At 35.6% G+C, this 23,521-nt stretch carries 24 protein-coding genes; all 24 read right to left on the bottom strand.

The annotated features are described in order from the left end of the window. Positions 1-193 precede the first annotated feature (193 nt). Positions 194-1,246, bottom strand: a complete 1,053-nt coding sequence (locus CD00_RS19595; protein WP_051594244.1) for an FkbM family methyltransferase — start codon at positions 1,244-1,246, stop codon at positions 194-196. Positions 1,247-1,252: 6 nt separating this feature from the next. After that, complete coding sequence (locus CD00_RS19590; RefSeq protein WP_051594243.1) at positions 1,253-2,338, bottom strand: glycosyltransferase family 32 protein; 1,086 nt, start codon at positions 2,336-2,338, stop codon at positions 1,253-1,255. A gap of 25 nt (positions 2,339-2,363) precedes the next feature. Further along, positions 2,364-3,458, bottom strand: a complete 1,095-nt coding sequence (locus CD00_RS19585; RefSeq protein ID WP_330370488.1) for a glycosyltransferase — start codon at positions 3,456-3,458, stop codon at positions 2,364-2,366. Positions 3,459-3,482: 24 nt separating this feature from the next. After that, positions 3,483-4,583, bottom strand: coding sequence for a methyltransferase domain-containing protein (locus CD00_RS19580; RefSeq protein WP_051594241.1), 1,101 nt, complete (start codon positions 4,581-4,583; stop codon positions 3,483-3,485). Position 4,584: 1 nt separating this feature from the next. Continuing rightward, positions 4,585-5,436, bottom strand: coding sequence for a glucosamine inositolphosphorylceramide transferase family protein (locus tag CD00_RS0115110; protein ID WP_207640514.1), 852 nt, complete (start codon positions 5,434-5,436; stop codon positions 4,585-4,587). Positions 5,437-5,465: 29 nt separating this feature from the next. Next, positions 5,466-6,899, bottom strand: a complete 1,434-nt coding sequence (locus CD00_RS0115105; protein ID WP_026656732.1) for a CDP-glycerol glycerophosphotransferase family protein — start codon at positions 6,897-6,899, stop codon at positions 5,466-5,468. Further along, complete coding sequence (locus tag CD00_RS0115100; RefSeq protein ID WP_026656731.1) at positions 6,892-8,142, bottom strand: rhamnan synthesis F family protein; 1,251 nt, start codon at positions 8,140-8,142, stop codon at positions 6,892-6,894. The genes CD00_RS0115105 and CD00_RS0115100 overlap by 8 nt, the downstream gene beginning before the upstream one ends. Positions 8,143-8,204: 62 nt before the next feature. Continuing rightward, the gene (locus CD00_RS19575; RefSeq protein ID WP_051594240.1) at positions 8,205-9,254 is read right to left on the bottom strand and encodes a nucleoside-diphosphate sugar epimerase/dehydratase; all 1,050 of its coding nucleotides are present in this window, start codon (positions 9,252-9,254) and stop codon (positions 8,205-8,207) included. A 90-nt stretch (positions 9,255-9,344) separates the two neighbouring features. Next, positions 9,345-10,640, bottom strand: a complete 1,296-nt coding sequence (locus CD00_RS0115090) for a phosphotransferase (protein WP_207640513.1) — start codon at positions 10,638-10,640, stop codon at positions 9,345-9,347. Positions 10,641-10,645: 5 nt separating this feature from the next. Then, on the bottom strand, positions 10,646-11,134 hold the full coding sequence (locus CD00_RS18660; RefSeq protein ID WP_051594239.1) for a hypothetical protein: 489 nt from the start codon (positions 11,132-11,134) through the stop codon (positions 10,646-10,648). Beyond that, a complete protein-coding gene (locus tag CD00_RS0115080; protein WP_207640512.1) occupies positions 11,135-12,004 on the bottom strand; it encodes a hypothetical protein in 870 nt (289 codons plus the stop codon). It abuts the gene before it with no gap. A gap of 136 nt (positions 12,005-12,140) precedes the next feature. Then, positions 12,141-12,488, bottom strand: a complete 348-nt coding sequence (locus CD00_RS0115075) for a hypothetical protein (protein WP_026656728.1) — start codon at positions 12,486-12,488, stop codon at positions 12,141-12,143. Between the two features lie 238 nt (positions 12,489-12,726). Continuing rightward, positions 12,727-13,620, bottom strand: coding sequence for a hypothetical protein (locus CD00_RS0115070; protein WP_185750470.1), 894 nt, complete (start codon positions 13,618-13,620; stop codon positions 12,727-12,729). Between the two features lie 70 nt (positions 13,621-13,690). Next, positions 13,691-14,800 carry a hypothetical protein gene (locus tag CD00_RS0115065; protein ID WP_026656725.1) on the bottom strand — a complete coding sequence of 370 codons (1,110 nt, stop codon included), beginning with the start codon at positions 14,798-14,800 and terminating at the stop codon, positions 13,691-13,693. A gap of 62 nt (positions 14,801-14,862) precedes the next feature. After that, on the bottom strand, positions 14,863-15,429 hold the full coding sequence (locus CD00_RS0115060) for a hypothetical protein (protein WP_026656724.1): 567 nt from the start codon (positions 15,427-15,429) through the stop codon (positions 14,863-14,865). A gap of 374 nt (positions 15,430-15,803) precedes the next feature. Next, on the bottom strand, positions 15,804-16,154 hold the full coding sequence (locus tag CD00_RS0115055) for a helix-turn-helix domain-containing protein (protein WP_026656723.1): 351 nt from the start codon (positions 16,152-16,154) through the stop codon (positions 15,804-15,806). A 1-nt stretch (position 16,155) separates the two neighbouring features. Next, positions 16,156-17,025 (bottom strand): Rpn family recombination-promoting nuclease/putative transposase, encoded by an 870-nt coding sequence (locus CD00_RS0115050; RefSeq protein WP_026656722.1) that lies wholly within the window; start codon positions 17,023-17,025, stop codon positions 16,156-16,158. A gap of 365 nt (positions 17,026-17,390) precedes the next feature. Next, entirely contained in the window at positions 17,391-17,654 is a 264-nt protein-coding gene (locus tag CD00_RS0115045) for a Txe/YoeB family addiction module toxin (RefSeq protein WP_026656721.1), read from the bottom strand. After that, positions 17,654-17,917 carry a type II toxin-antitoxin system RelB/DinJ family antitoxin gene (locus tag CD00_RS0115040; protein WP_026656720.1) on the bottom strand — a complete coding sequence of 88 codons (264 nt, stop codon included), beginning with the start codon at positions 17,915-17,917 and terminating at the stop codon, positions 17,654-17,656. Before CD00_RS0115040 ends, CD00_RS0115045 begins: the two co-directional genes overlap by 1 nt. 780 nt (positions 17,918-18,697) lie before the next feature. Further along, positions 18,698-18,958 carry an HNH endonuclease gene (locus CD00_RS18655; RefSeq protein ID WP_051594238.1) on the bottom strand — a complete coding sequence of 87 codons (261 nt, stop codon included), beginning with the start codon at positions 18,956-18,958 and terminating at the stop codon, positions 18,698-18,700. Positions 18,959-19,029: 71 nt separating this feature from the next. Beyond that, positions 19,030-20,892, bottom strand: coding sequence for an AAA family ATPase (locus tag CD00_RS0115025; RefSeq protein WP_026656718.1), 1,863 nt, complete (start codon positions 20,890-20,892; stop codon positions 19,030-19,032). Between the two features lie 249 nt (positions 20,893-21,141). Then, positions 21,142-21,765: a flavin reductase family protein gene (locus CD00_RS0115020; RefSeq protein ID WP_026656717.1), complete on the bottom strand. Its 624-nt coding sequence runs from the start codon at positions 21,763-21,765 to the stop codon at positions 21,142-21,144. Positions 21,766-21,930: 165 nt separating this feature from the next. Further along, positions 21,931-22,761 carry a flagellin N-terminal helical domain-containing protein gene (locus CD00_RS0115015; RefSeq protein WP_026656716.1) on the bottom strand — a complete coding sequence of 277 codons (831 nt, stop codon included), beginning with the start codon at positions 22,759-22,761 and terminating at the stop codon, positions 21,931-21,933. A gap of 277 nt (positions 22,762-23,038) precedes the next feature. Then, positions 23,039-23,518, bottom strand: a complete 480-nt coding sequence (gene flgN / locus CD00_RS18650) for a flagellar export chaperone FlgN (protein WP_051594237.1) — start codon at positions 23,516-23,518, stop codon at positions 23,039-23,041. Between the last annotated feature and the right edge of the window lie 3 nt (positions 23,519-23,521).

Genomic DNA, 23,521 nt, shown 5'->3' with positions numbered 1-23,521 from the left:
TATATACTTCTTTATATACTGATAAATTCGGTATAAATGTGCTACAATTAAACCACACAGACCTTGCTACAAAAGAAGATGGCAACAACAATCTTGTATACTGGGCGAATCTTTTTAAAGCAACCACTTTACCACAATAAGTCTGCTTTTTTCCAGTCGTATTTATAATCCCTTCCCCTCATCGTTTTTACAATCAAAAGGCATATAATATCGTTTCATTATCTTTATATGAATAATGCCTTATATAGAATTTATATTCCGAATTATATTCTAATATCAATTCCGGTATTTCCCAAATATCTTGTGGCTTGTGATACACACAGATTGCAAGTTTAGGTTTCTGATGACTAATTATTTTTTGCGCACCCTCAAGTGCTTCAAGCTCCGCCCCTTCAATATCCATCTTAATAAAAGTAACTTTCTTATCAAGCAGAACATCATCAAGTGCGACAACTTCTATAAAATTATCATTATCCTCATTTCTATTATCTGAAATATGAGAGACACTATTACCCGTTGAAACAAATCCAAGGCGTCCTCCACTGCTCCAAACTCCTTTATCGATAAGTTCATAATTAGAAATGCCTTTATTTTTTAATACCCTATGTATTCTGTCAATATTCGTCTCATCAGGTTCAAAACAATAAGAAAAGCCCTTTCCGTCGCACCACTTATCAAAGAAAAAAGCAGAAAGCCCATCATAACATCCCACATCAGCGAACACTTCCCCATTCACATCATGTGGCAATTCCAAAAGATCAAAATATTGCTTCCCTTCAGACATATCAAATAATATTGCACCATCAATTATATTGGCTTCTGAAACGCCTTTATCAATCAATTCAGAACAAATTTCTTCATAGTATACTCGAGAAGAAATGACAATAGTGTAATCTTTTCCAAACTCCAAAAATTTGTCTGTACAAATCAGCGGAATCCCACAAAACATTTCTCTATTTGGCTTTTTATCAACAACATACTTCCATGAAATATCTTTTGTATGAAGCAATAACTCACGTCCCCAATATCCGGCTGAGTACAATACAATCTTCTCCCCGATTGATTTAAGCTTTTTATAGAACGTCTTCCATTCATCAGATTTCAGAACATATTCCTCATACTCTTTTCCCAGTTCAAGTAAGTATGATTCATCCCCCGTCAAACTGTACATTAATCTTTTTTCAAAAATGTTTTTTGATTTTTTATCGGACAACTTATCATAAATATTCTTAAACCTATTTATCATAGCCGTTCACCTAATCCTATCTTTCCATTTTTCATAAGACATTCTATTAACCCTATGATGTTCAGGATTAATCTTATGTGCAGATATAGTTTGGTCAGTATAACAATCGTCCATTCCGGCAAAACAGATTGGCATAAATAACTCTCGCGGAAAGCAGATCATATCACAAATCCTTTGATAACAATTCACCATCTTATATCCGTTATCAATAAAACACTTCGTCTCATAATATGTATTAAAGACTCTTTTTGGCTTTCCTTCAACATCCCAAAAATGTTCCTCAACATAGCAATCCATTAGTTTTTTTATCATAGGATGTCCGGAAATTGCTCCAATAGCAGAGCCTGAGTTTAGTTGCGCATTTTCCTCTATGCCGATAAAAGCCTTGTTATATAGTAATTCATCAAGCGGTTTCAATAATTCAACGTCAGTATCCAGATATATGCCACCATATCTATATAGAATATCCATTCTGGCATAATCAGTTGCATACATTAAGTTCACATCACCTGACAGATATGCCTCTTTCATGTATGGCATTGAAGTAAAATCATAATTTTCCTCATTCCAACAGTAAATCTCATATTCCGGATTCAGCTTTCTCCACCCTTCAATATTTCTTCTATATTCATCAGGTAAAAGATTTCCTCCAATCCAAAAATAATGAATCTTCTTAGGAATCAAGGCGCATTCTTCGCTTTTTATATTAAAATGTTCGGAACATTGATTGTGACATATCATCGGAAGCAGATAAATTATCGCCCCATCAAATTTCTCCACTCTATCCAGTTGTTCAACAATCAAACTGGAAAAGGCAGGTGTAAGCAATAACACTATTTGTCCACTTTCATCTCGCTCATCAAAAAAAGCTTCAACATCCTTTATCTTTATCGTATCTGTACCAATATTCACACTTGTTCCTGATAGTTCTTTATTGGCATCGATTATACAATTCACATGCCCTTTCAATACATCATCCCAAAACGAGTAAAGCAACAACTTACACGATGATCCAGCCCCATACAGGTAGATACTATCATGTTTATGAACAAGTTCCTCAATAGAAGATACATCATTATATATCTCTACCATGGCACATAGCCTCGCTCTCTATATATTATCGAACCTTGTCATATAACGAACACAATCTCTCACCGGAAGATTCAATTGTATATCCGGCATCAATCAAAGCTTTCTGCGTATCAAGTCGTATATATTCATCACTATACTTTAATATAGCATCTCTCCATACATCTCTTTGAAGAGGTAAGAACACCACATCTCCTGTGATATTTACTTCAGAAGTAACACAATCAGAGACAAGACATCTTAATCCTGCTGCCTGTGCCTCAACTACCGATATGGGAAGTCCTTCAAACTTAGATGGAAGGCAAAAAACATCAAAAGCCTGTAAATAGTCGGATATATTGTTTTCCCATCCAAGGCATAAAATATTTTCTACCATATCAAGCTCTTTCACATATCCCTTTATCTTCTGTATATTCTCCCCCTGTCCAATCAAAATTAAGAATAAACTCTTATTCTTTTTATAAGCTTCGCAAAAACAATCAATCAAAAATCCCTGATTTTTGGTATAACTATATCTTCCAACATGCCCCAATACTGTCCTTTTTTCAATTCCATATTTTTTTCTTACTCTAACTCGAATTGCCTCATTGAATGCATATTTTTTTGCATCAATAGCATTGGGCATAATTTTTATAATATCTCTGGGAATTTTGTTTGGAAAAAGCCAATCAGCGGCCAACTTAGAACATGCACATAAATCCGTTGCATATTTCAAATCAAATAATTCTTTATAATAAACATGATCTTTATATATCTTATTTCTCTCATCTTCATCTTCAAAATCAATACCCGTACTATGCGAATGAACAATAACCTTCTCTATTCCCATATCCATGGCTATCTCTTCAATAAGAAATCCCCTCCACGAACTGGTATGAAGATGAATTACATCAAAATCTTCACTCAAAATAGATCTTATTTCGCGTTCGAAAGCCTCCCTTCCGTCTCTTTGAACACCATTAAGCTTATAAACCGGAAAGTTATAGATTTTATACTCCGGTGTAGCCATAAGATCTTCAGCATTTTTTGTCAAAAAGCAAAATTTATACTTTTCTTGATCAATTACAGGCATATGATTAAAGATATATCTATATACACCATTACTCACTTCCGGAGGCGTCATATGAAGTATTCTTTTCATTGTGCTTCACCTCTTTCTTATTACCGCGGCAATAATTACCTGATATCGATCATCCAGATAATCCAATTCTTCTTTTTTCAATTCATCATAACTAAGTCCATATAAAAAAGCTGTTGCAGATTTGACATTTCCATATACCTTAGTTTCAACGCTCTCCACTTCCGGGTGTGCCTGAAAAGCCTTAGACAATGACATATCGGTAAAGTTCCAAAAATGCCCAAACTTTCTTCTTTCATAATCTATTATCTGTGAAATTCCTCCAACTGTGACAAGAGCCACTCCACCTTTTTTAAGAACTTTAATTATATTATCTACAACTTTCTCAACATCATAAATAAACTGCAGTGTCTGAGTACATATAAAACAATCTATAGTACCATCAGGAATACCTTCACCTGTTTCAAGATTCCCCTTAATAGTATCATCTGAATCACCTGCACTAAGAACATTAAGTACTATAGCCCTCTCCACATCTCCGTCAGAATACTTTTCAGTATAACTTCTATCTCCAACTTCCAAGACATGTCCTTTTATATAATTCCTATTACTATCAAGAAACTGCTCAATGTAATAACGATCTACAGGAGTTCCTCTATTAAAGCCATATGTATCATCAATCGGAGTCAGTTGAAGATTATCCAGAAAATCTTTTGAAGAATGATACATATCTGTATTTTTCAAAACATCTACAAGTCTTTCCAAATTATCGTCATCGGTCTTTTCTTCTATTTCATAAAGCTTATTAGCATAAACCACATCATCGCCATCAAGAATCAGTTTTCCGTTCCCCTGAGAAAATAACATCTCTTCAAAAGTATTATATGGCGCCATTTGCGGTCCCATAATTATTCTTTCAGATGATACTCCACTTTTAAGAAGCTGCTTAGCCATCGATCCAACTGCATATGACAATATCACAACCTCTTCATTAGAAAAATCCCCAATATACTTAGGATTATATACCGGTATTCCGGTTTCCGAATCTACCTCTTTGTCTTCAACATGGTTATCTAAAAAACAAATTACATTGTAATCCTCAAATATTTTTTTCTTTTTTCTCTGATATACATTTCCTCTTCCAAACAAGATAACATCATGCAATCCCATTTCATCTACTCCGGTATTTGTTAGTAAACACTTTTCTGGTTCGTTTTGCAGCAAACGCTTCTGCCAATGAAGGTTCATAGTATTTATAATCGATTACTTCATAGTCCCCAACCTGATTATACGTATGAATTCCCAGCACTTCATGTTTAGTATCAATTACGACATTGCTTGGTGAAAGCTTCTTAACTACATGTTCTCTGTACTGAGGTTCAACACTATCAACTTCACTGATCACAACTGCCTCACCATATGAATTTTGGCAATTCTGAGAAACTCTGTAAAGCTTCCCTGCTTCAAAATAAAAATTGCCTCCGGGTCTTGCAACACTTTTATCTTTTGAAATATCCACTCGATCAGAATATTTCCCGTCATTACCCTTCGTCATCATTAATAGAGTTCCTTCATCTTTATCAAACCTAGGCTCAAACGAAAATAAATAATCCTTATCGTTATATTTCAAAAAAGTCGAATCCACCCATTTCACATTTGATATAAGCGTTTCTCTCTGGATCCACTTATCTGGAAGTTCCATAAGCTGATATAAGCCAACCTCTTTTTTTTGATAGGACTCAGGACACATATAAAGTTCACCATCATCCATAAAAACATTTGGATATGAAAGATGCCAATGTTCGTCCATACTTACTATCCACTCGCCAAAACAGTCACCTTTATATTCGCAATATCCTATAACTCCATTTCTTTCCGACTTATATAAAAACAATTCAGCAAAAAGAAGTAACTTCCCCTTATACTCAATCAAGAACGGGTCCGCAGCCCATGCATAATCAGGATTAGGAACAGGAGTAAATTTCTCTTCACCTTTTTTTCTATACGCAATCTGCCAGTGCATATAACGCAAATTTCTCTTTATTCCCCAAATCATACTTCCCCTCGCATATAATGATCCAGTATATAGTCCACCACCTGTTTCGATGCCGTGCCATTATCATAGTTACCCATCTTCTGCATAAATCCCCTTAAGTGTTCCTTGTATGCTACTTCATCAAACGCCTTTATGTTATCTATCAATTCTCTGTTTGATTTCGAAGTAATATATGGTAACTCATCCATTGGAATATAAAAGTCTCTGTCTTTTATATATTCCTCATAATCAGTCTGAAAAAGAAATATCGGTCGTTCTGTATATGAAAAGTCATACATACACCCTGAATAATCGGTTATGAGTACATCAACCGCAGCAAGTATTTCTTCAAAATCCTGCTGCCAGCCAACCTCTATATACTCCACGCAACTATTAAAATTGTAGCTGATATGATTTACAGGATGTCTGCTGACAAGCATCTTAAAATCTCGTCCAAACTTAGCCTTAAGCGTTTCAATCACTCCATCTAAGTTAAGATCATAACATCCTTCATGATAATCACTTCTAAATGTAGGTGCATATAGTACTGTCCACACATCTTCAGAAATCTGATATTTAGAATAAATTTTTTTTCTTATATTATGCGTATTCCAAAAAACATCTTGCCTCGGAAGTCCGGATTTTAAAATTTCTCCGTTATACCAAAACGATTTTCTATACAGCTCCGTGTAAAACTCGCTTCCTGAAATAAATAAATCCGCCATCTCAGAATCATGTTTTGCGCCCTCTATATAGAAATCTTCAAGCGAACTTATAGCATCTGCCTCAACTTTTTTTATCGGGGCAGCCCCATGCCAAGCTTGTATATATACCTGTCCATCGCGTTTTCTGATCAAGTTAGGCTTACGTTCATTATCAATCCATATATGCGACGTTGTAAGTTCCTCATAGTATTCATAACTTCCATATATTACTTGCCTGACATACTGAGGTATTTCCGAATCATACTCAGAAACACTCCATACAAGATCAAGTTTATTGTCTCTATCTTTCCTATGTAATTCCTCAAATATATATTTGGGATTATCCCCATATCCTGACACACACTGGTTCTGCCCCAAAATTTTGTATCTATTAATAGGTTGTTTGTTCAGTTTTTCATAAAACTCATCTACTATAGTTTTAGCATCTACACTGTAATACTCTATGCCTTTTTTTCTTTTTACAATTTCCTCTATTTCTTTCTGGATTTTCTTTTGAGCGGCTATGAAAATCACGCAGTCTCTCTGCTTGCCAAAATACGATTCAAATTCATATACCGGCTTGCCAAATTTCTTTACATTATCGCCAACCAGCTTCGTCAGCACGAATGCATCTATGTTCTTCTCATATCCGTTTTGACATAGATAATAAAAGAAAAAATCAGCAACTGTTCCCGCTCCGTAAATAACTATTTTTCTGCCTTTTATAACATCCAATTCTTTAGCCATTATTCTCATCCCAGAAAGCAAAATAGTTGTAACCTTTATCATCAAGTTTTTTGGCAATATTTTTAATAGCATCTATATTTGATACTGCGATAATCACTATATCATCATGGCCAAGGTTTTCTTCTCCATATTTCAATACAGAGAGCTGCACATTCTTATTATCACTTTCTTCGGAAACAAGAAACGCCTTTGGACTATATCCCATAATCCGAATAAGGTTTAATAGTATTTTCCCCCAGTACCCCGCTCCATATAGATAGATATCTCCGGCTTTCTTGCATACCGCTTCCAAAGAATCATATCGTTCTAAAATCTCCATGCACTCCTTTGCAGAGCTAATTCCAATCAATTTTGAGAGAGTTTTGGAATAAATAACACATAAATCCTGTGATATCGCAGTCTGCTTTTTTGCATACTCTGAAGTCATAAGCATTCCTGTTTTATAACCGGCATCCTGCGCAACATATGGAAAAATTCTTTCCACACCATAACTCAGATAATCACCACCATTCGCCAGCTTATCATCATCGAAATCCGAATACTTCCAATCATATGAAAACAATTTATTTAATGCAGGAACTCTAAACCATAATGCAGTGCCTATAGAAATAGGCGGTTTATCTAAAGACATTTCACATTTTAACGATAATATATCAGCAAGCTTCCTCGTAGCATCATATGAGCCATACCATCCCTTACCTGCCCACGTATCATAATAATATCCTATAGGTTCAGGAGGCAAAAGAACACCAAGCTCATTATTATCCTCAAATAATCCAATAACATTCTCCAAATACTTCGGGCTTTTTCCAAGCATATTGTCCCAAATATTTGCAACCCAGAAATCTGTTTCGTACTCTCTCTGCGGATTCTGATGTTCTTTTTTATCATGCACAAAACAAACATAATCTGCATTTACGATAGATTCCTTAGCTTCAATAAGAAGTGCACTTACATCTCTGCCTTCATTAGGTTTTTTAATCAATTTGACATCTTCAAACTCTTTGCATTCCTCTATACTTCTTATTATAGTTTCATTTGAAGAGATGATTATCTTCTCAACGTATGGAGGAATAGCACTTATATACCCAATCCATCGACTAAGCATATCAGGATAGTAAAGATACATGATCACAGCAATTCGATTATTGCGCTTATCTTCCTGCTTAATTGTTGATTCACCCGAAGAATCAACAATATAATAGAGTTCTTCTTCTCGCCGTATATCAAATACATTCTCCATCTGTTTTCGCTGACCTCAGTATTTTACGTCTATTCATTTCTATACTCGCTCTAAAAAACACATCATATTTTTAGGCTACACTTATTTTTACTATGTGGAGTAACTTTTAAGTACTCGTTATCTTCAATAAATAAATCACTTATATCGGGTAAATAATTATTCTTCCAACACACATATGGGAATGATATCTGATCTCTATGTGTATAATTGCTTATATTATCCCACCATTGCTTCATCATTATATATACTTTTTCATCTGAAAAGTCTCTATAAATGCATCCCGTATCATACAATCCGCAATCATCCTTAAAACCTTCTAAAAGGTATGTTCCTGTCTGAATAATTAGCTTTTCCTTGATATAAGGATACATTTGCACCAATACGCTCATCTCATCACATACATTGTTTCTAGAAAAATGTGGAAAACAAAGAATTGAACTTTTTCGCAAATACCTTGAAATATACTTCCTTAAATCCGAAAATATACTATATTTCGCATCAACCCATAAAATATTCTTATCTATATCCATAAATTCAAATGGTAATATTTTTATCTTCCTTGCAAGTTGTACATCGGATAATGAAGAATCCGACACATATCGTATCTCCCATTTATCAGAAGACAATTGCGGATTATTTGTAAAACATATATATTTAACATTAGGATCTATAAATATAGGTGATTTCAAATCATCATAATTCCCTGTGATAGCAGTATATATAATTAGCGGATTCGTTTTCATAAATGCATTACCTGGAATGCACTTTTTATATTCTCCATACCTTTTTTTATGCTCAGCAATAGGATACAAAAACATGTAAAACCTTGTTTTATTAATTATGTTACTTTCATCACAAAAGTTGTTTTTAAGGATCTGCTCCCTTATTTCATAAAAATAAATATCTGAAGAAATACATATGAAATCAAAATCCATTTCTAATAAATCTGATGGAGCTATTATTGGTATTTCATTTATTTCTTTCCCCACCATCTCCGGATTACTATCAACAATTGAAACAATATAATCATTGGGACAGAGCTTTATTTTTTCAATGTATTTAAGCAAATCACATAAACCTCTCCCAGCCCCCCAAACTATTGTTTTTTTCATAGCTGGTCTCCTTTGCACTCAATTATGAGCAAATAATTCAGACAATGCCTCTATATATAGTTATCCCAACTAAAACTCATCCCTTCTGCACTACATATCTCTGATATCTCGAAGTAGCTCCCAAATCTCTTTTTCACGTTCTTCATCTTTACAATTGTTCTTTCTTAAGAATATACAATATAGATAATACTCCAAAAGCACATATGTCAGCCTAGCACGCCTCAATTCTTGCTGAGATGGAATATAACCATAGTAAATTTTGAAAAAATCTCCCAGACTATATCTCATTGCAGTTCTATTTTTTAAACTACTGTATAACATGCATATATCCCACATAGGGTCAGACATCCCAACCCATTCCCAATCAATAAGGACAATTTCGTCTTTATACATAGCGAAATTATCAAGGTGTACATCTCCATGACATACAGATGTTACACCAATATTACTCAACTCACCAAAACATAAATAATGGATATGAGCCGACAACTTCTCAGGTAAATATCCATTATACTGAACAATAAATATTTCATTACTTAACACCCTGTCAATCGGAGCCCATTTATTTTGCAAACTAATATTGCTGCCATGAAGCAATCGAAGTTCTCCTAAAGCACTTCTCACAATTTCTTCATTATTCCAATCAATGCAATCAGTTTCTGCATACTTTTCTATCTCTATTCCTTCATCATCAGTATATACACAGAGTTTATCCAAGTTTCCCAATTGCATTCTGTCTTCATACCGTATAGCAGTACTCCTTGTATTAGATGGATTATATTCTTCCCTATAATTTCTAACCGGAATGTGCACAATATACTTCCGTACATTATTTTGCCAAACAAGAAATGTCACCCTGGTTGCTCCATCCAACGGACTAAATGCCAGTTCATTCAGATTTTCTGAAATATATTCTTTTATTTTCTGTAATACTTTGTTTTCTATACTTTCCAAGCATAACGATAGATTACCTTTTGCAATAGCATTTACCATTATCGGATCCTTGTATAACAATTCTTGTAAGGATGTATACTGCCTGAAAAAGTCACTTTTCTTTTCGCATATAAGATATCTCTCTCCATACAATTCATGAATATTCTTTTTTATTTCATCCCTATAATTGGTACTTGTAATCATGATGAAACAGCAATTTTCATCATATTCCTTTATGGCATCAGGTTTTTCTATAACATACTCATCTCCAAGCAAAACTACTTTTTTTTGCCACATAGAGGAAGATGAATCAACAACACAAGCAATGCTATCAATCTGCATTGAATAACAAAGCGGCCTCAAATTCCTTCCTGCTCCCCAAAGAATCACTCTTCGGCCGGTCACATCAGCAAAATTTCCATTGTTCTTTATTAATAATTTAATAGATCCCATTTGATTCAACATTTATCAATAATCTCTTCTATAGAAATAATAGGACAGCCAACTTTAGTCTCCATATGCCGCTTTATATCATCAAAATAATAAATTGGAGTAACAACAATCGCATCAACTTTATCCAGTAAGTCATCCGGATAGTATACTTCAATACTAATTTCTTCGCTCGACTCACCGCTCTGATCTATAGCATATTTAACCTTTACTTTTTCAGCATCCAGCTCACCCAAAAGTATTTGCCCAACTTCCTTCATCCCATATATTGCAATTTCTTTAAATCCCATGGAATACAAATAATTAGTTATATTCTTTCCTTGTTGTTTTTTTACCATCCATTTAGCCAACAATTTATAATAATCTTCATATTTCCTGGCATCGGATTTGCTCTTATTTCTAGCCATCTTACACATTTTTAAGCATATATAATTGAAAAACGCTGCGATAAGAAGTCCGAATATTGGCAACTTATCACTCTTCTTATTCTTAGTCATTTAATTTCCCCTTCCAGCAATATAACTAATAAAATCGCACAAAGTTGAATTTCTCTCCATAACGAATCCTTCGTCCAAAATAGTCTCTATTGGTTCAGCAATCATAAAGTACTCTGTCTCCATTCCGTAACTAACAAAAGCAAATCTATCATCGCTCCAAGGCAAAAGATATACCCCTTTATCCGACGCAATACTCTTATTCACATCAAGGTTTATATCTGTCTCAAAAATCTGTCCTTCTGATAATACTGAATTCTTACCACATTTTGAATATAGATAAATGTCATCTCCAAGTAATGCTATTCTGAAATATGGTTCATTACCTCCATCTGATACTCTCTTAAAATCTCCAGATAGCATATTCCACACAAAAATTTCCCTAGTATCAAATGGAATTAAATAGCACAGGTCTCCAATTATCTTCATATCATAATATGGATATTTCTGCGGAACATGCAAAACTTTTATCTCATTAGTTGAAAGATTAACCCTGAGCACACAGCAAATATCTGTATACAAGAGATAAACAGATGATTTATGTCTATAGCTTCTTCTTGCTGTTGATTTTTCATATATACTTTTAGCCTCTTCTGAACAATCAAATTTTGGTAATAAAAAAACTCTGTTTCTTATATCAAAAACGACCGTTCTGTCCAGATTGTTTTTGGGAAATATGTATATGCACGTTCCCATCAATGTAGCACATGTGAACTCCGCTGAACTATCAGCGGCAAAAGTTTCCAGATTTTCATTTCTGTCAACATGAAAACAACTGACAATTGCGTTCTTTAGGCTAACGCAATACACACTATTCTCATAAAAAAACAATTCCTTTACAGTGCCTCTAAACTCGACTGGTAACTTAAACATAACCTGTGCTGTTCTTTTTTTTAAATCTAAGGAATATACTGAGCATCCATTTTGTGGCGCGCATATAAACGTATCTTTGAATTTTAAAGCACTTTTAATTCCAACTATTGTTCTATCCTCCCTCTGCCAAACACGACTACAGTAAACTCCATATTATAGTTTTTATTTCTAACAATTCGTCCGCATATGGTTTTGTCGCATCAATCTCCACAACTTTGGCACCTGCATAATTAATTCTTTTTAATGACTCAATTTTATTCATAAAAGTAGTTCTCTTATTCGTGTGCTCACTCTTTCTATGAATACATGTGTCAATATCTATGTTTAAACGAAATATAATGTCCGGTTGCATTGAAATAGCCTTAACTAGGTTTTTATATTCTGCTGCAGCCATCATATTTTTTATGCGATTTTTCCCGTTCAAATTCCCAAGCTTAGGACCATCATTCTCATTATTTATTTCAAGCTGGGGAAATCTGTCCATAACACATATCCCACCTGCCTCAACATATTTTCTTACTCTCTGAAGTATTATTTTGTTTCTTTCAGTAGTGCAAAGAACTATGCTTCCCTTTAAGATATCATGAATATCATCTCCTATTTTCGTTTTCTCCTCCCCACCGTTACACCATAAAGTCTTGTCATAATTACGCGAAAGCCATTTTAAGGCTCTTATATCCTTTGTAGCATTATCACCCGTACCTAAATATACAAGCTGTGAATCAATTTTTTTTTGATAACCAACTACATATATCCTGCGTCACTCGAGTCTTTCCAGAGCCATCTACCCCGACAAATGCTATAGACAATCCTCTTCTTCTGTATCTGGCCTTTTTCGTTATGTAAAAGCCTCCAAGTGATTTATTTACCTTACCATTTTTTTGAATACATTCCTGCGTCCAGAACAATCTCTCTGCATTCAAAAAAGAAAACCTTCTATTACCTGAAAAATGCTCCCTAAAAGAACTGTAAAGTTTGAGATACTGATCATAACCAATCCCCGACTTAAAACATTTTTTTACTTCAGCAGTAATATCCGCATCAAAGATTTCCCTGCATATCTTTTCTAATTTCGCAATATCTGATCTATTTTTTAAATAGTTAAATTCGTCATAAAAGCCCTTGTCAAGTACCCATTTTCCACTGTGAGCTCTGGCAAAATCTTTTGGTGTCCCTTTCAATGCTAATCGAATCATAAGAAGCAACAACTCATATTCTGCTTCAGGCATCTTTACATTATAATCCGAATTTACATATGAATTATCCAAAAGAATTTTTTCCAATCCAAGTTCATACTCTTTTGCATGTGTTGTCCCTGTTATGAGTGCATAATGCAAATGAATATGATATATATTCCCCGTAGCATCATCAAAACATAACCAATTTTCAACGTCCGGATAATTATTTACTACCGGTGATTCAAAACGTTTTATCCCATAGTTAACAAAAAAAGCGTTGACTCGCGCTTTATCCTTTTTGTCAACAAGCAAATCAAAATCTGAAGCAGCAGCAAAGCTTTGTCTGATATGCTGATTGCTTTTAAAATGACAATATCGTATTTCTGAATTATTTAAGTCATTGAACAATTTAAACATTATATTATTGTAATATTTCATACCCTGCAAGTCCTTACACCCTAAAAAACGGGGAGGCGTATGCCTCCCCGCACTTTCTGAAGACTATTTTTTATGCTATCGTAATCTTGATTATATAGTCTGTTCCTGAAATCTTAACTTTAATATATCGTACATCGCCTGAGTTAGCACTGCCCCAGTTGCTAGCTGCAATTGTAACTGCACCATTGCTTACAGTAATATTGCTTGAAGCAGCATAACCACTATCTACTGTCTTAGACCATGTCGCTTCTGTCAATCCTGTTGCGGCCATTGTAAGAGCTGATCCCTTAGTAAATGTTGCCGTATAGTTCCATGCCTGGCCTGTTGCCTTAGTTGCATTTGAAATTACAGGAGTTGATCCACCCCCTGCTAATTCCTCTTCGCTAGGTGCAAATTCACTCTCAATTGTTACACCATCTGTAGTTTTATCACCATCAACCTTTGCAGCCCATGAATATGTAAGCTTAATTCCGGGAACGGTCTTATCTGTAGCAAAATTGGTAATTGAACCCTCAAAACTTACAGGAACAGCATTCCACTTGAGTTCTCCACTCTTCATAACATATTCATATCCACTTGCTCCATAGTTGTAATCATAGTTTGCAGAATTGCCGGCTAAAACAACTTTCTTTGTTAGTGCCTCACTAGATACCGCTTCTGCCGTAGCTCCTTTTCCTATTTTTGCTCCAATATAAAGCTTAGCAGCTGTAGGATTAGCAGCCTCAACATTAGTCTTAGAATCAAATGGAATATCTGTATCAGGTGTCGCAGTTGGTACAGCCTCAACTGTGATTGTAAATGTTACATCTCCAGTTCCAAGGTTCGCAATATTAAATGTACCGCTATTATTTGTATATGTATTTTCTCCGGTCAAGAAGTAAACACCTGAATCATCCTCTGCTTCAGGCATAGTCCAATCAGGATGGGCTGCCTTAGATGTTCCCGAAATAAGACGCTGAGGATCTACATGGAATGATAATCCCGCATTTATAGTCTGTTCTGTAGGGACAAGTACTTTTGGTACCATTGTATCAACATATCCTTCGCTTGTAGGTGTACCTTTACCCGTACCTGTACCTGTTACTGCTGAAGTATCAGGATCATCAGCAAATGCTGTAAGCGTGCTTCCAAATACCATAGTTGCTGAAAGTGCTACTGCTAATATTCTTTTTGTGTTCATAATAAAAATCCTCCTTGATTTTTAATGACCATCCGCCCCGTCATGTTGCGGAAGTTATCATATCATTGCTCAACCTCAATAGTGAGCCCAACTCTTACTGTACTCAACGTGTTCTGTTCTTCATCTACAAGATGATAGATCATAACACAATCATAAGTACCTTGTTTCAATTCCGTATCCAATTTAATCTTGTTCAGTTCACTTCCAAGCGGAATCACCGGCGACTGATAAATTGGATTACTTTCATCTTCTGACAAAAACACATCAAAAAATACATCATTTGAATTTGCTTTGTCATTTGCAACATAGGCATCTTCCGACTCAGCATCTCCGGTCTTAAAATGCCAAACATTGCTCATAGTTGCACTGAAATATCCCGGAGGAACATATTTCTGACTAAAGAAATCTTCAGCTACCTCCTTGACATTATCTTCAGTGACAAGTACATTTCGTTTGTCCTCTTCCTGCGTTACCTCCTTTTTACCCATTTCCCCGGTTCCTCTTGTAAGCAGTAAGACAACCACAGCAACCAAAAGGAGTATGATCACTGCAATTCCAGCAATAATAATGTTCTTTCCCGCTTTAGAGGAGCCTGTGTTATTTCCGTTAGTTTCTGACTTATTAGCCATAATCCCTCCGACAATACAATTCTCATTAAAAAAGGTTTGCAAGCAACAAAAAACTAGAAATAATAAACTTCTTTTTCATGATATCGTTAATTGTAACAGATACATCTCCTATTATCTATTAAATAAACATTAAATCTTTTTATTACGTTACCAGACAGCGCTATCTGAAGATAAAAGGATTCTTCTGTTGCCTTTGACGATATATATATCGGCTTGGCAAAGTGAACGGTTTATAATACAATCTATAAACTTTTTATAAACATAAAAATAATCCCGTGGAATCCATTAATACGTAGATTCCACGGGATCTGTCTCCATACACTCTATTCATTTTTCTGTTTTGCCACATTCTTAATGCAAAATTAATCGAATCATCAATCACGCATTTTAACCAATGCCTCTGCATACCCAAGCAATCTCGATTGCTGAGCTTTATCCATTGAATTGAATGCTTTTATAAGTTGTCCGCTTTCTGTCAAAGCATCAATCGCATACCATTCACTGGGCTTTCCCCTATCACCATGCGTTTCAATTCCGGACAAAAGCCACTCGGGTGTAACATCCAGCACTTTGCATATGATCATAATTTTCTCTGCTGTAGGATTGGTATTCTTCTTACGCCAGTCGCTTATCGTGCTCTCCGCTATTCCCGTACGCTTAGCAAATTCTTTCTGTGTTATCTTCATTTCCTGCAGCTTATCAAATATGCGATCTCTTATTGTCATATCAATTATATACCTTTTTCATCATAGCTTTAAAATCATCAATTGATACCCCTGCCCTATCGGCCGCAATTTCGACACTCAACAAACCGTCATGTACCAAAGCTATCAGAGTATTATCCCTGCCTTTCTCTATTCCTTTCTCTATTCCTTTCTCTATTCCTCGTGTTTCAATCTCATCAAGAACAGTACACATACTAACCCGCTCCTTTCCTTTTATATCATCATAAACATCTGTAAATCTGCTATCATCTGTCAATGCGCTCATTAAACTGAGCATCTCCTGAACATGAACTATCTTCTCATTCGGCGCAATATACTTTCCTGTCTTACGCATCTGAACAAAATAATCTGCCACGAACTTAAAATCACTCTGAAATTTATCTACAACTGAATCCTCAAGATATGCTATCTCAAATAAATTCATGCCATAATCAAAAACATATTCTTTTAACTTATCCGGCACTTCCAATCTGTCATATAGAGTTTTTGCCTTACTCCATTTCTTTTTGTAACCATAGTATAGCACAAGTGATACAACAGGGTAACGTCCATCATTTCCATTGTTTATCTGAGCTCTGTAACCTGCTGCATCATAGTTCATAACCCTAAGCGGCATGTCCTCTTCTTCCTTAGTTTCATTTTCAAAGCCGATTGCTGCCAATCTTAATCGATTATGCTTCCAATACTTGTAAATATCACGTTCCTGGCTTCTTATCTTTCCATTCTCTGTGTAGTTACTATATGGACTTCCCTCTGTCAATTGATCTTGCCTAACAACCTCCTCTCCATTAAAAAGTAGGACATTTACAATGTCTGCAAACACATCATTATAGTCCTCAAGTGCTTTCTCTGTAATATCTTTTGTACCCATTTCTTTCAAAACCGCCTTTATATATAAATACTACTATGCGGATTTTAATCATAAAAGAAAAATATGTCAATATGGCTAACATATTTCGTCATATAAAGTATTCTGATTATACAATGTTTTTCGTAACATCCCCTGTGATAGGTCTTCTCTTTCACGCCAGTAGAGGACTTACTAATTTACATATCGGAAAAAGTGTTAGAGATATTTGTAGTATTGCGTTTGAATTTATAATTATTTTATATTTGATTGGGAGGTTAGATTCCTTCGCGGTTGGAGGCAAAAAAAACCCGCAGAGCTGGCAAATATGCGGGTTCCGCGGGAAACAATTTACGTATATTCAGTTATATTATGATATCTGTTCTACATTATTTATCGCCGTAATGTGTTCCACATTGAACTATCTCAATTATGTCGTCAACTATTCGAAAAACGATTCGATTTTTTTCATCAATCCTAACGCTCCAAAATCCTGCCCAATCGCCGGACAGTGGCTCCGGTTTGCCAATGCAAAGATAGCCATTACGGTCTATTTCTTGTAAAAGGCGGTTAATTCTCTTGAGTGTCTTCTTATCCTTACTCTGCCACTCAATATATTCCTCCCATGCTCTATCATGCCATATTTTCCGCATTAATCCACCTCAATCAAATCATGTTCATGGATATTACGGCCTGCCTCTATATCATCTATACGCTTTTTTAATTCTGCCATATTCTCACTACTGTAAAATGGATCAGCAGATACTTCGAACGGTATCCTTCTTTCTCGTCCAACTTTTTTTGCAAAAATGGTAAATGCTGCGCTCATAGACAATCCCATATCTGCGCAAGCTCTTTCCATACTTTTTTTTACATCCGGGTCCAATTTAAAATTAACATTCACTGCCTGTGCCAATTATATCACCCCTTTCACTATATCTATACCTAAATTATATCATGATAAAGAAATTTGCAATCGTTTTTCTTTACTTTTTATTATTTATTAAGAATTATTCAAAAGATACATATCCATTCAATGCCTTTTTCTATTCCTTTTTAGTCAACGCCTCTGCATACCCAAGCAATCTAGATTGCTGAGCTTTATCCATTGAATTAAATGCTTTTATAAGTTGTCCGCTTTCTGTCAAAGCATCTATCGCATACCATTCACTAGGCTTTCTGCATGTAAATGTCACGTTCCTGGCTTCTTATCTTTCCATTCTCTGTGTAGTTACTATATGGACTTCCCTCTGTCAATTGATCTTGCCTAATAATCGCAAACTTGTTTGTACATCTTGAACATATATGTTTTTAAGATTCCAATAATCCCGCATTACTGTCATTGGATGTAAACGAAGGAATTACAAGTATTATTGAGCAATTTGGTGATACTGATTATGGAAAAATAAAATATTCAAAAAGTGCATTATTCTGGATTGGGTATATGTATCGATATATATCATATACAAGAGAAATATCCACAAAATTCATCCTAGATATATTTACGTATAAGCAGATGAACGATGTATATTTCTCATTTCACACTCAAGCCCCGGAATGGTGCATTAATAGTTTGTTAGATATTAACGGAATAGATGATAGCATTTTTGACAACAATCTTCGGTTAAAAAAAAATAATTAAGAAAAAAGGGAAATATTAACTTGTTTGTTCAAATTGTACAAACAAGTTTTATTTCTATCTTCCTATACTATAAAATGGATCAAGATACGGCACTTCATCTCTTTTTACAATTCTCGATCCCTTCTGCTTGTTACAATGCTTGCACATAGGAATCAAATTGCTAATCTCATCCGTTCCTCCTCTGTACTTGGGAATGAGGTGGTCGATGGTTGCCTTTTCGAGCAGAAGTATCTTGCCACACTTAGCGCAGACACCACCGGTCTTTGCATGGATTATGCGTTTTATGTTTCGCTTTTTTTGCTTCTGTCCCCTCATATGTTTTCTCCGCATGTTATATGTGACAATATTGTCATATCAGTTATATACCTTTTTCATCATAGCTTTAATTATGATGTTTTTATAACAACCTTTTTCCCAGAAAAAGCCATGCCGAATCTAATAATTTCTTTCACACCCTCCTCAAGCATTTCATGAGCATAGCGCTTGGATTGAATCTGTTCAAGAGCTTCGTCGGCAAGCTTTGAAAGTGCCTTTTCATCAAGGTTTTTTCCCCATTTTAATTCTATAATTATTCCGGCGTGCTTGCCGTCTTTAGGGAAGAGACTTACATCATATCTTCCATCCCCCGATTCGCGGTTGGAGTTAATTTTATATTGATTGTCCATCAAAGCTATAAGTCCAAGAATCAAACCGTGATAGAACCCTTCAGCACCGGCATCATAGAAACTTACAGACTTAGTCATATAGTTGCTGACAGCTTTTTGTAATTTCCCAATATCATTTGAATACAAGCTCTCAGCAATCATGTTTGCTGTCGTTTTTTGAATTGCTCCTGTACCAATCAGGTAAGTCAGTATCTCACTTTTATACACAGCAGCTATTTCTTTATTGGGAATCGACACTTCACAAAGGTAGCTTCCGTCGTCTTGTAAATGTTTGTTAGTTGTTTTCAAATAACCTGCAACTAATAAAATGCTATATATATTAGAAGGATCGTCGGTAAGAAATCTGTAAACGGTGGATTGATCAATCTTTGCGATAACAGTTTCTCCCTGAATAAGGGAAAACAACCGTTCATTGATATCTTCTGACGCGATATTCATAATACCTTCCAGAATTTCGTTTTTTCCGGTATTAACCCAATAAGCCTGAAGCGTACAACCTTTGGCAATATAGTTTATAACAGACCACGGATTATAAATTTCTTTTTCTCCAAAATAATAACCGTCATACCAGGATTTGAGTTCGGACTCTTTGTCTGTACATCCATAGTATGTCATAATTTTGTGTACTTCAGGATAAGTAAAACCAAAATATCCATCGTATTCTTTATCCAGTACAGAATTAACAGTCAGGTTATTAAGCCCACTAAATATACTCTCTTGAGCTATTCTCAAGATACCCGTCAAAAAGCCGTATGACAGATATTTATTATCCTTAAAGGCCCCGGAAAAGAAATTACGCATAAAGCCAATAATCTCATCGTAGAAGTTTTTAGAATATCCTTCCTGAATAGGCGTATCATACTCATCAATTATTATTATTGGATTAATGCCATAGTGCAGGTACAACATTCTTGAAAGATTTTCAAGTGCTGACGAAAGTTCAACTTCATCTAAAGAGCCGCTCAGTATTCTTTTATAATACTCTCTTTCAAATCCGGCTAATTTTAGGCTGTTTTCAAGTTCCGAATGGCGATTATACTCTGCCTGAAGAAGTCCGGAAATTTTTGATAGTGTCGCATTCCATGAATCAAATTTTACATCTTTAAATGTCAGAAATATGACAGGATATTTACCTTGGTGTTTAATATACTCTGCACCACATTTCCAGATATCTTTATCTTTGAAATAGATAGAGGTATCTTCTTTCGAGATTTCAAAAAATACTCTTAGCATATCCATATTGAGCGTCTTGCCAAATCTTCTTGGTCTTGTAAATAATGATACAAGCGGTTTGTTATCTAAGAATTCTTTGATCAACAGTGTTTTGTCCACATAGTAATATTCCGACTGTGCTCGAACATAGTCGGATATGCCTATTGGAAGAGGCTTTTTGACGGCGTTATTATTGCTTTTTATATATTTCCCGGTTGATACTCGGCCATCTGCAGGTTGTACTGCATCATCGGGAATAAGCCATTTTTTTCCATCTTTATATGCTCCTCTAATCTTGCCTGAATTACATAGGTTCACAACGGTACGCTCAGCAATATTCCATTCAGTTGCAATTTCTTTACATGTTTTCATATGCTATCTCCGTATATTTTTCTGATACTATTATATATAATTTGCGGCAAGATATCAAAACGAATTGACATCTTGCCGCAAATTATCATCACTAATCCTACATTATAATTCCTTCCGAAATAAATATATTTTTAATTATTATAATTAAAAATATATCTCCTTTCCAAAAGAGCATGTTATATTTGACGCGCGTCAAATAGAAAAATAACAGCGCAACGTTTGAACACGACAAACATTGCGCTGCTGTCTTTATCTTATTATCTTCTCAAAATCATCCTTAGGATGCTTACAGATCGGACAGATATAGTCATCGGGCATATCTTCGCCGACATATTCAAATCCGCATATTGTGCATCTCCATATTGTCTCACCTTTCGGAGTCTCTCCAACCGGCTGAGGCTTTGGCTTGATATTATTCTGGTAATATTCATAAGTACAGGAAGGTGTATCTGCAAGAACGTCCATAAATACAGGTTCACAGATGAACAGCGTATGTGAACCAAGGTCGACTTCTTTTTCCACATTCAGAGAAAAGTATGCATTAGTCCCTTTTGTTATATAAGGAATACCGTTATCAGCAAGCTTATAATCACTAAATGATGCAAACTTATCCACATCTCTTCCGCTCTGGAAGCCAAAGTGTTTGAAAAGGTCAAATCCCGCATCGTTGCCGATAACAGAGATATTGCACTTTCCTGCTTCTTTCAGCATGTCATGAGTGAGATTTGCCTTGTTGATCGCGATTGAAATCCTGTTAGGATCCGATGCAACCTGAACAGCAGTATTGGTGATACAGCCGTTTTTCTTATCACCGCTAACCACCGTACATACAAATAAGCCATAAGATAACTTATACATTGCCTTAGTGTTCATAGAAGATTCTCCTTTCTTCCAATAGAAACATTCCGTGCCGCCTACCTGTAATAATTATTTTAGCATACCTTTTTAAACATAATACTATCAAAAATAAAGATCGCCCCGGATTCTTCATCCGGAGCGACCTTATATATTAGTGGGTTATGTTTTCTAATATTTATCTTACTGAAGGAGTGAGAGAACACCCTGATTTGTCTGATTAGCCTGAGCGAGCATTGACTGACCTGCCTGAGCAAGGATATTGTTGTTAGAATATCTAACCATCTCCTCAGCCATATCCGTATCACGAATCTGTGACTCAGCTGCCTGTGTGTTCTCAACGACGTTATCAAGGTTTCTGATTGTGTGCTCAAGTCTGTTCTGAATAGCACCGAGGTCAGCTCTCTGGCTTGAAATCTTCTCAAGTGCTTCTTTAATCTTATGAATTGAGTCCTTAGCGTTTACGCCGCTTGTTCCTGTAACATTAATCTTTGCTCCGTCGATCTTAAGACCTGAAGCAGTAAGTTTTTCAATATTGATTGCAATCTGGTTATCGGGATCAGCCTCTGAACCAACCTGAATACTCTTATTCTTAAATGATCCGTCCAAAAGTTTAGTATTATTGAATTCGGTAGCTGTTCCGGTTCTGTTAATCTCATCTCTGAGAGCATTAACCTCTCGCTGAATGTACTCACGATCTGATGTCTGAAGAGTATCGTTAGCTGCCTTAACTGCAAGTTCGTTCATTCTCTGAAGCATATCATGTACTTCGTTGAGCGCACCTTCAGCTGTCTGTACTGCTGAGATACCATCCTGTGCATTTGCGGAAGCCTGTGTAAGACCTCTTACCTGACGTCTCATCTTCTCAGAAATTGCAAGTCCTGCTGCATCATCTGCTGCTCTGTTGATTCTGTAACCTGATGAGAGTTTCTCACTTGACTTAGCCTGTACATCTGTTGTAATTCCAAGCTGTCTGTTTGAGTTCATCGCTGTGACATTGTGCTGTACTACCATATTATAATCCTCCATGAACGGGGCCGCTTCCCTGCTGCCTTTTTCATCCTTTTAATATTGTGCAGCTTACGCGGACTCCCTTCCATGGCTGCTTGTTTTTTTGTTTTACACTATTATTATCGGCTGTGATTCCGTTTACTTAACCCTTTTTTTTATTTTTTTCAAAAAAACATACAATAATGAATTTTTTTCTACTTTTTTCGTTTTTTTGCTAAAGTAAAAGAGATCGCTTGCCGATATATGGCAGCGACCTCTTTGTAACGGTCTTATACAAAAATCAATTTTTCTTATCCAAAAACTGTGGTGGAATCTCCTTGAAGTTATTCATGGTCCTGTAGTAATTAAATGCCACGGCAGATGACTGCTTACTGGTATTCATCTTGCGACGTGCCGCGTCAAAATATTTCTCGGCAAGCCTTTTGTTTCGATGTTCCGCAGCTTCAATCGATGCGCTCCTTGCAGTGATATCACGAATAAGATCCTGCATGCGGCGTATCTGATCTGCGAACTCATCTTTATTGGCATTAACTTCTTCTTTTACCCTATCAAAAAGAGTCTGGAAACCATCATCAAGAGAAATAAGTTTATCGATAAGTTCACCCTTTTTATCAACAGTACCGTCAAATGCGGTTTCATCAACATTATCGGGATCGGAGAGAATTTCTTTTTGTTTCTCATTCTCTTCCTCAATCTTTGACATAATGTCGATCTTCTTAATAAGACTTTCTTCCAGCATATCCATACTTGAAGATAACATCTT

Origin of the sequence: Butyrivibrio sp. AE3003 (genome assembly GCF_000686065.1) — a bacterium.
Lineage (GTDB): Bacteria > Bacillota > Clostridia > Lachnospirales > Lachnospiraceae > Butyrivibrio > Butyrivibrio hungatei_A.
The sequence above is the reverse complement of the archived record's forward strand: the minus strand, read 5'-3'. Positions and strand labels throughout refer to the sequence as shown.

Excerpts from the sequence above, each read along its gene's own strand:
- CD00_RS19595 (WP_051594244.1), bottom strand. The coding sequence starts at position 1,246 with ATGATAAATAGGTTTAAGAATATTTATGATAAGTTGTCCGATAAAAAA.
- CD00_RS19590 (WP_051594243.1), bottom strand. The coding sequence starts at position 2,338 with ATGGTAGAGATATATAATGATGTATCTTCTATTGAGGAACTTGTTCAT.
- CD00_RS19585 (WP_330370488.1), bottom strand. The coding sequence starts at position 3,458 with ATGACGCCTCCGGAAGTGAGTAATGGTGTATATAGATATATCTTTAAT.
- CD00_RS19580 (WP_051594241.1), bottom strand. The coding sequence starts at position 4,583 with ATGGGATTGCATGATGTTATCTTGTTTGGAAGAGGAAATGTATATCAG.
- CD00_RS0115110 (WP_207640514.1), bottom strand. The coding sequence starts at position 5,436 with ATGCACTGGCAGATTGCGTATAGAAAAAAAGGTGAAGAGAAATTTACT.
- CD00_RS0115105 (WP_026656732.1), bottom strand. The coding sequence starts at position 6,899 with ATGGCTAAAGAATTGGATGTTATAAAAGGCAGAAAAATAGTTATTTAC.
- CD00_RS0115100 (WP_026656731.1), bottom strand. The coding sequence starts at position 8,142 with ATGGAGAATGTATTTGATATACGGCGAGAAGAAGAACTCTATTATATT.
- CD00_RS19575 (WP_051594240.1), bottom strand. The coding sequence starts at position 9,254 with ATGAAAAAAACAATAGTTTGGGGGGCTGGGAGAGGTTTATGTGATTTG.
- CD00_RS0115090 (WP_207640513.1), bottom strand. The coding sequence starts at position 10,640 with ATGGGATCTATTAAATTATTAATAAAGAACAATGGAAATTTTGCTGAT.
- CD00_RS18660 (WP_051594239.1), bottom strand. The coding sequence starts at position 11,134 with ATGACTAAGAATAAGAAGAGTGATAAGTTGCCAATATTCGGACTTCTT.
- CD00_RS0115080 (WP_207640512.1), bottom strand. The coding sequence starts at position 12,004 with ATGTTTAAGTTACCAGTCGAGTTTAGAGGCACTGTAAAGGAATTGTTT.
- CD00_RS0115075 (WP_026656728.1), bottom strand. The coding sequence starts at position 12,488 with ATGGACAGATTTCCCCAGCTTGAAATAAATAATGAGAATGATGGTCCT.
- CD00_RS0115070 (WP_185750470.1), bottom strand. The coding sequence starts at position 13,620 with ATGAAATATTACAATAATATAATGTTTAAATTGTTCAATGACTTAAAT.
- CD00_RS0115065 (WP_026656725.1), bottom strand. The coding sequence starts at position 14,800 with ATGAACACAAAAAGAATATTAGCAGTAGCACTTTCAGCAACTATGGTA.
- CD00_RS0115060 (WP_026656724.1), bottom strand. The coding sequence starts at position 15,429 with ATGGCTAATAAGTCAGAAACTAACGGAAATAACACAGGCTCCTCTAAA.
- CD00_RS0115055 (WP_026656723.1), bottom strand. The coding sequence starts at position 16,154 with ATGACAATAAGAGATCGCATATTTGATAAGCTGCAGGAAATGAAGATA.
- CD00_RS0115050 (WP_026656722.1), bottom strand. The coding sequence starts at position 17,025 with ATGGGTACAAAAGATATTACAGAGAAAGCACTTGAGGACTATAATGAT.
- CD00_RS0115045 (WP_026656721.1), bottom strand. The coding sequence starts at position 17,654 with ATGCGGAAAATATGGCATGATAGAGCATGGGAGGAATATATTGAGTGG.
- CD00_RS18655 (WP_051594238.1), bottom strand. The coding sequence starts at position 18,958 with ATGAGGGGACAGAAGCAAAAAAAGCGAAACATAAAACGCATAATCCAT.
- CD00_RS0115025 (WP_026656718.1), bottom strand. The coding sequence starts at position 20,892 with ATGAAAACATGTAAAGAAATTGCAACTGAATGGAATATTGCTGAGCGT.
- CD00_RS0115020 (WP_026656717.1), bottom strand. The coding sequence starts at position 21,765 with ATGAACACTAAGGCAATGTATAAGTTATCTTATGGCTTATTTGTATGT.
- CD00_RS0115015 (WP_026656716.1), bottom strand. The coding sequence starts at position 22,761 with ATGGTAGTACAGCACAATGTCACAGCGATGAACTCAAACAGACAGCTT.
- flgN (WP_051594237.1), bottom strand. The coding sequence starts at position 23,518 with ATGTTATCTTCAAGTATGGATATGCTGGAAGAAAGTCTTATTAAGAAG.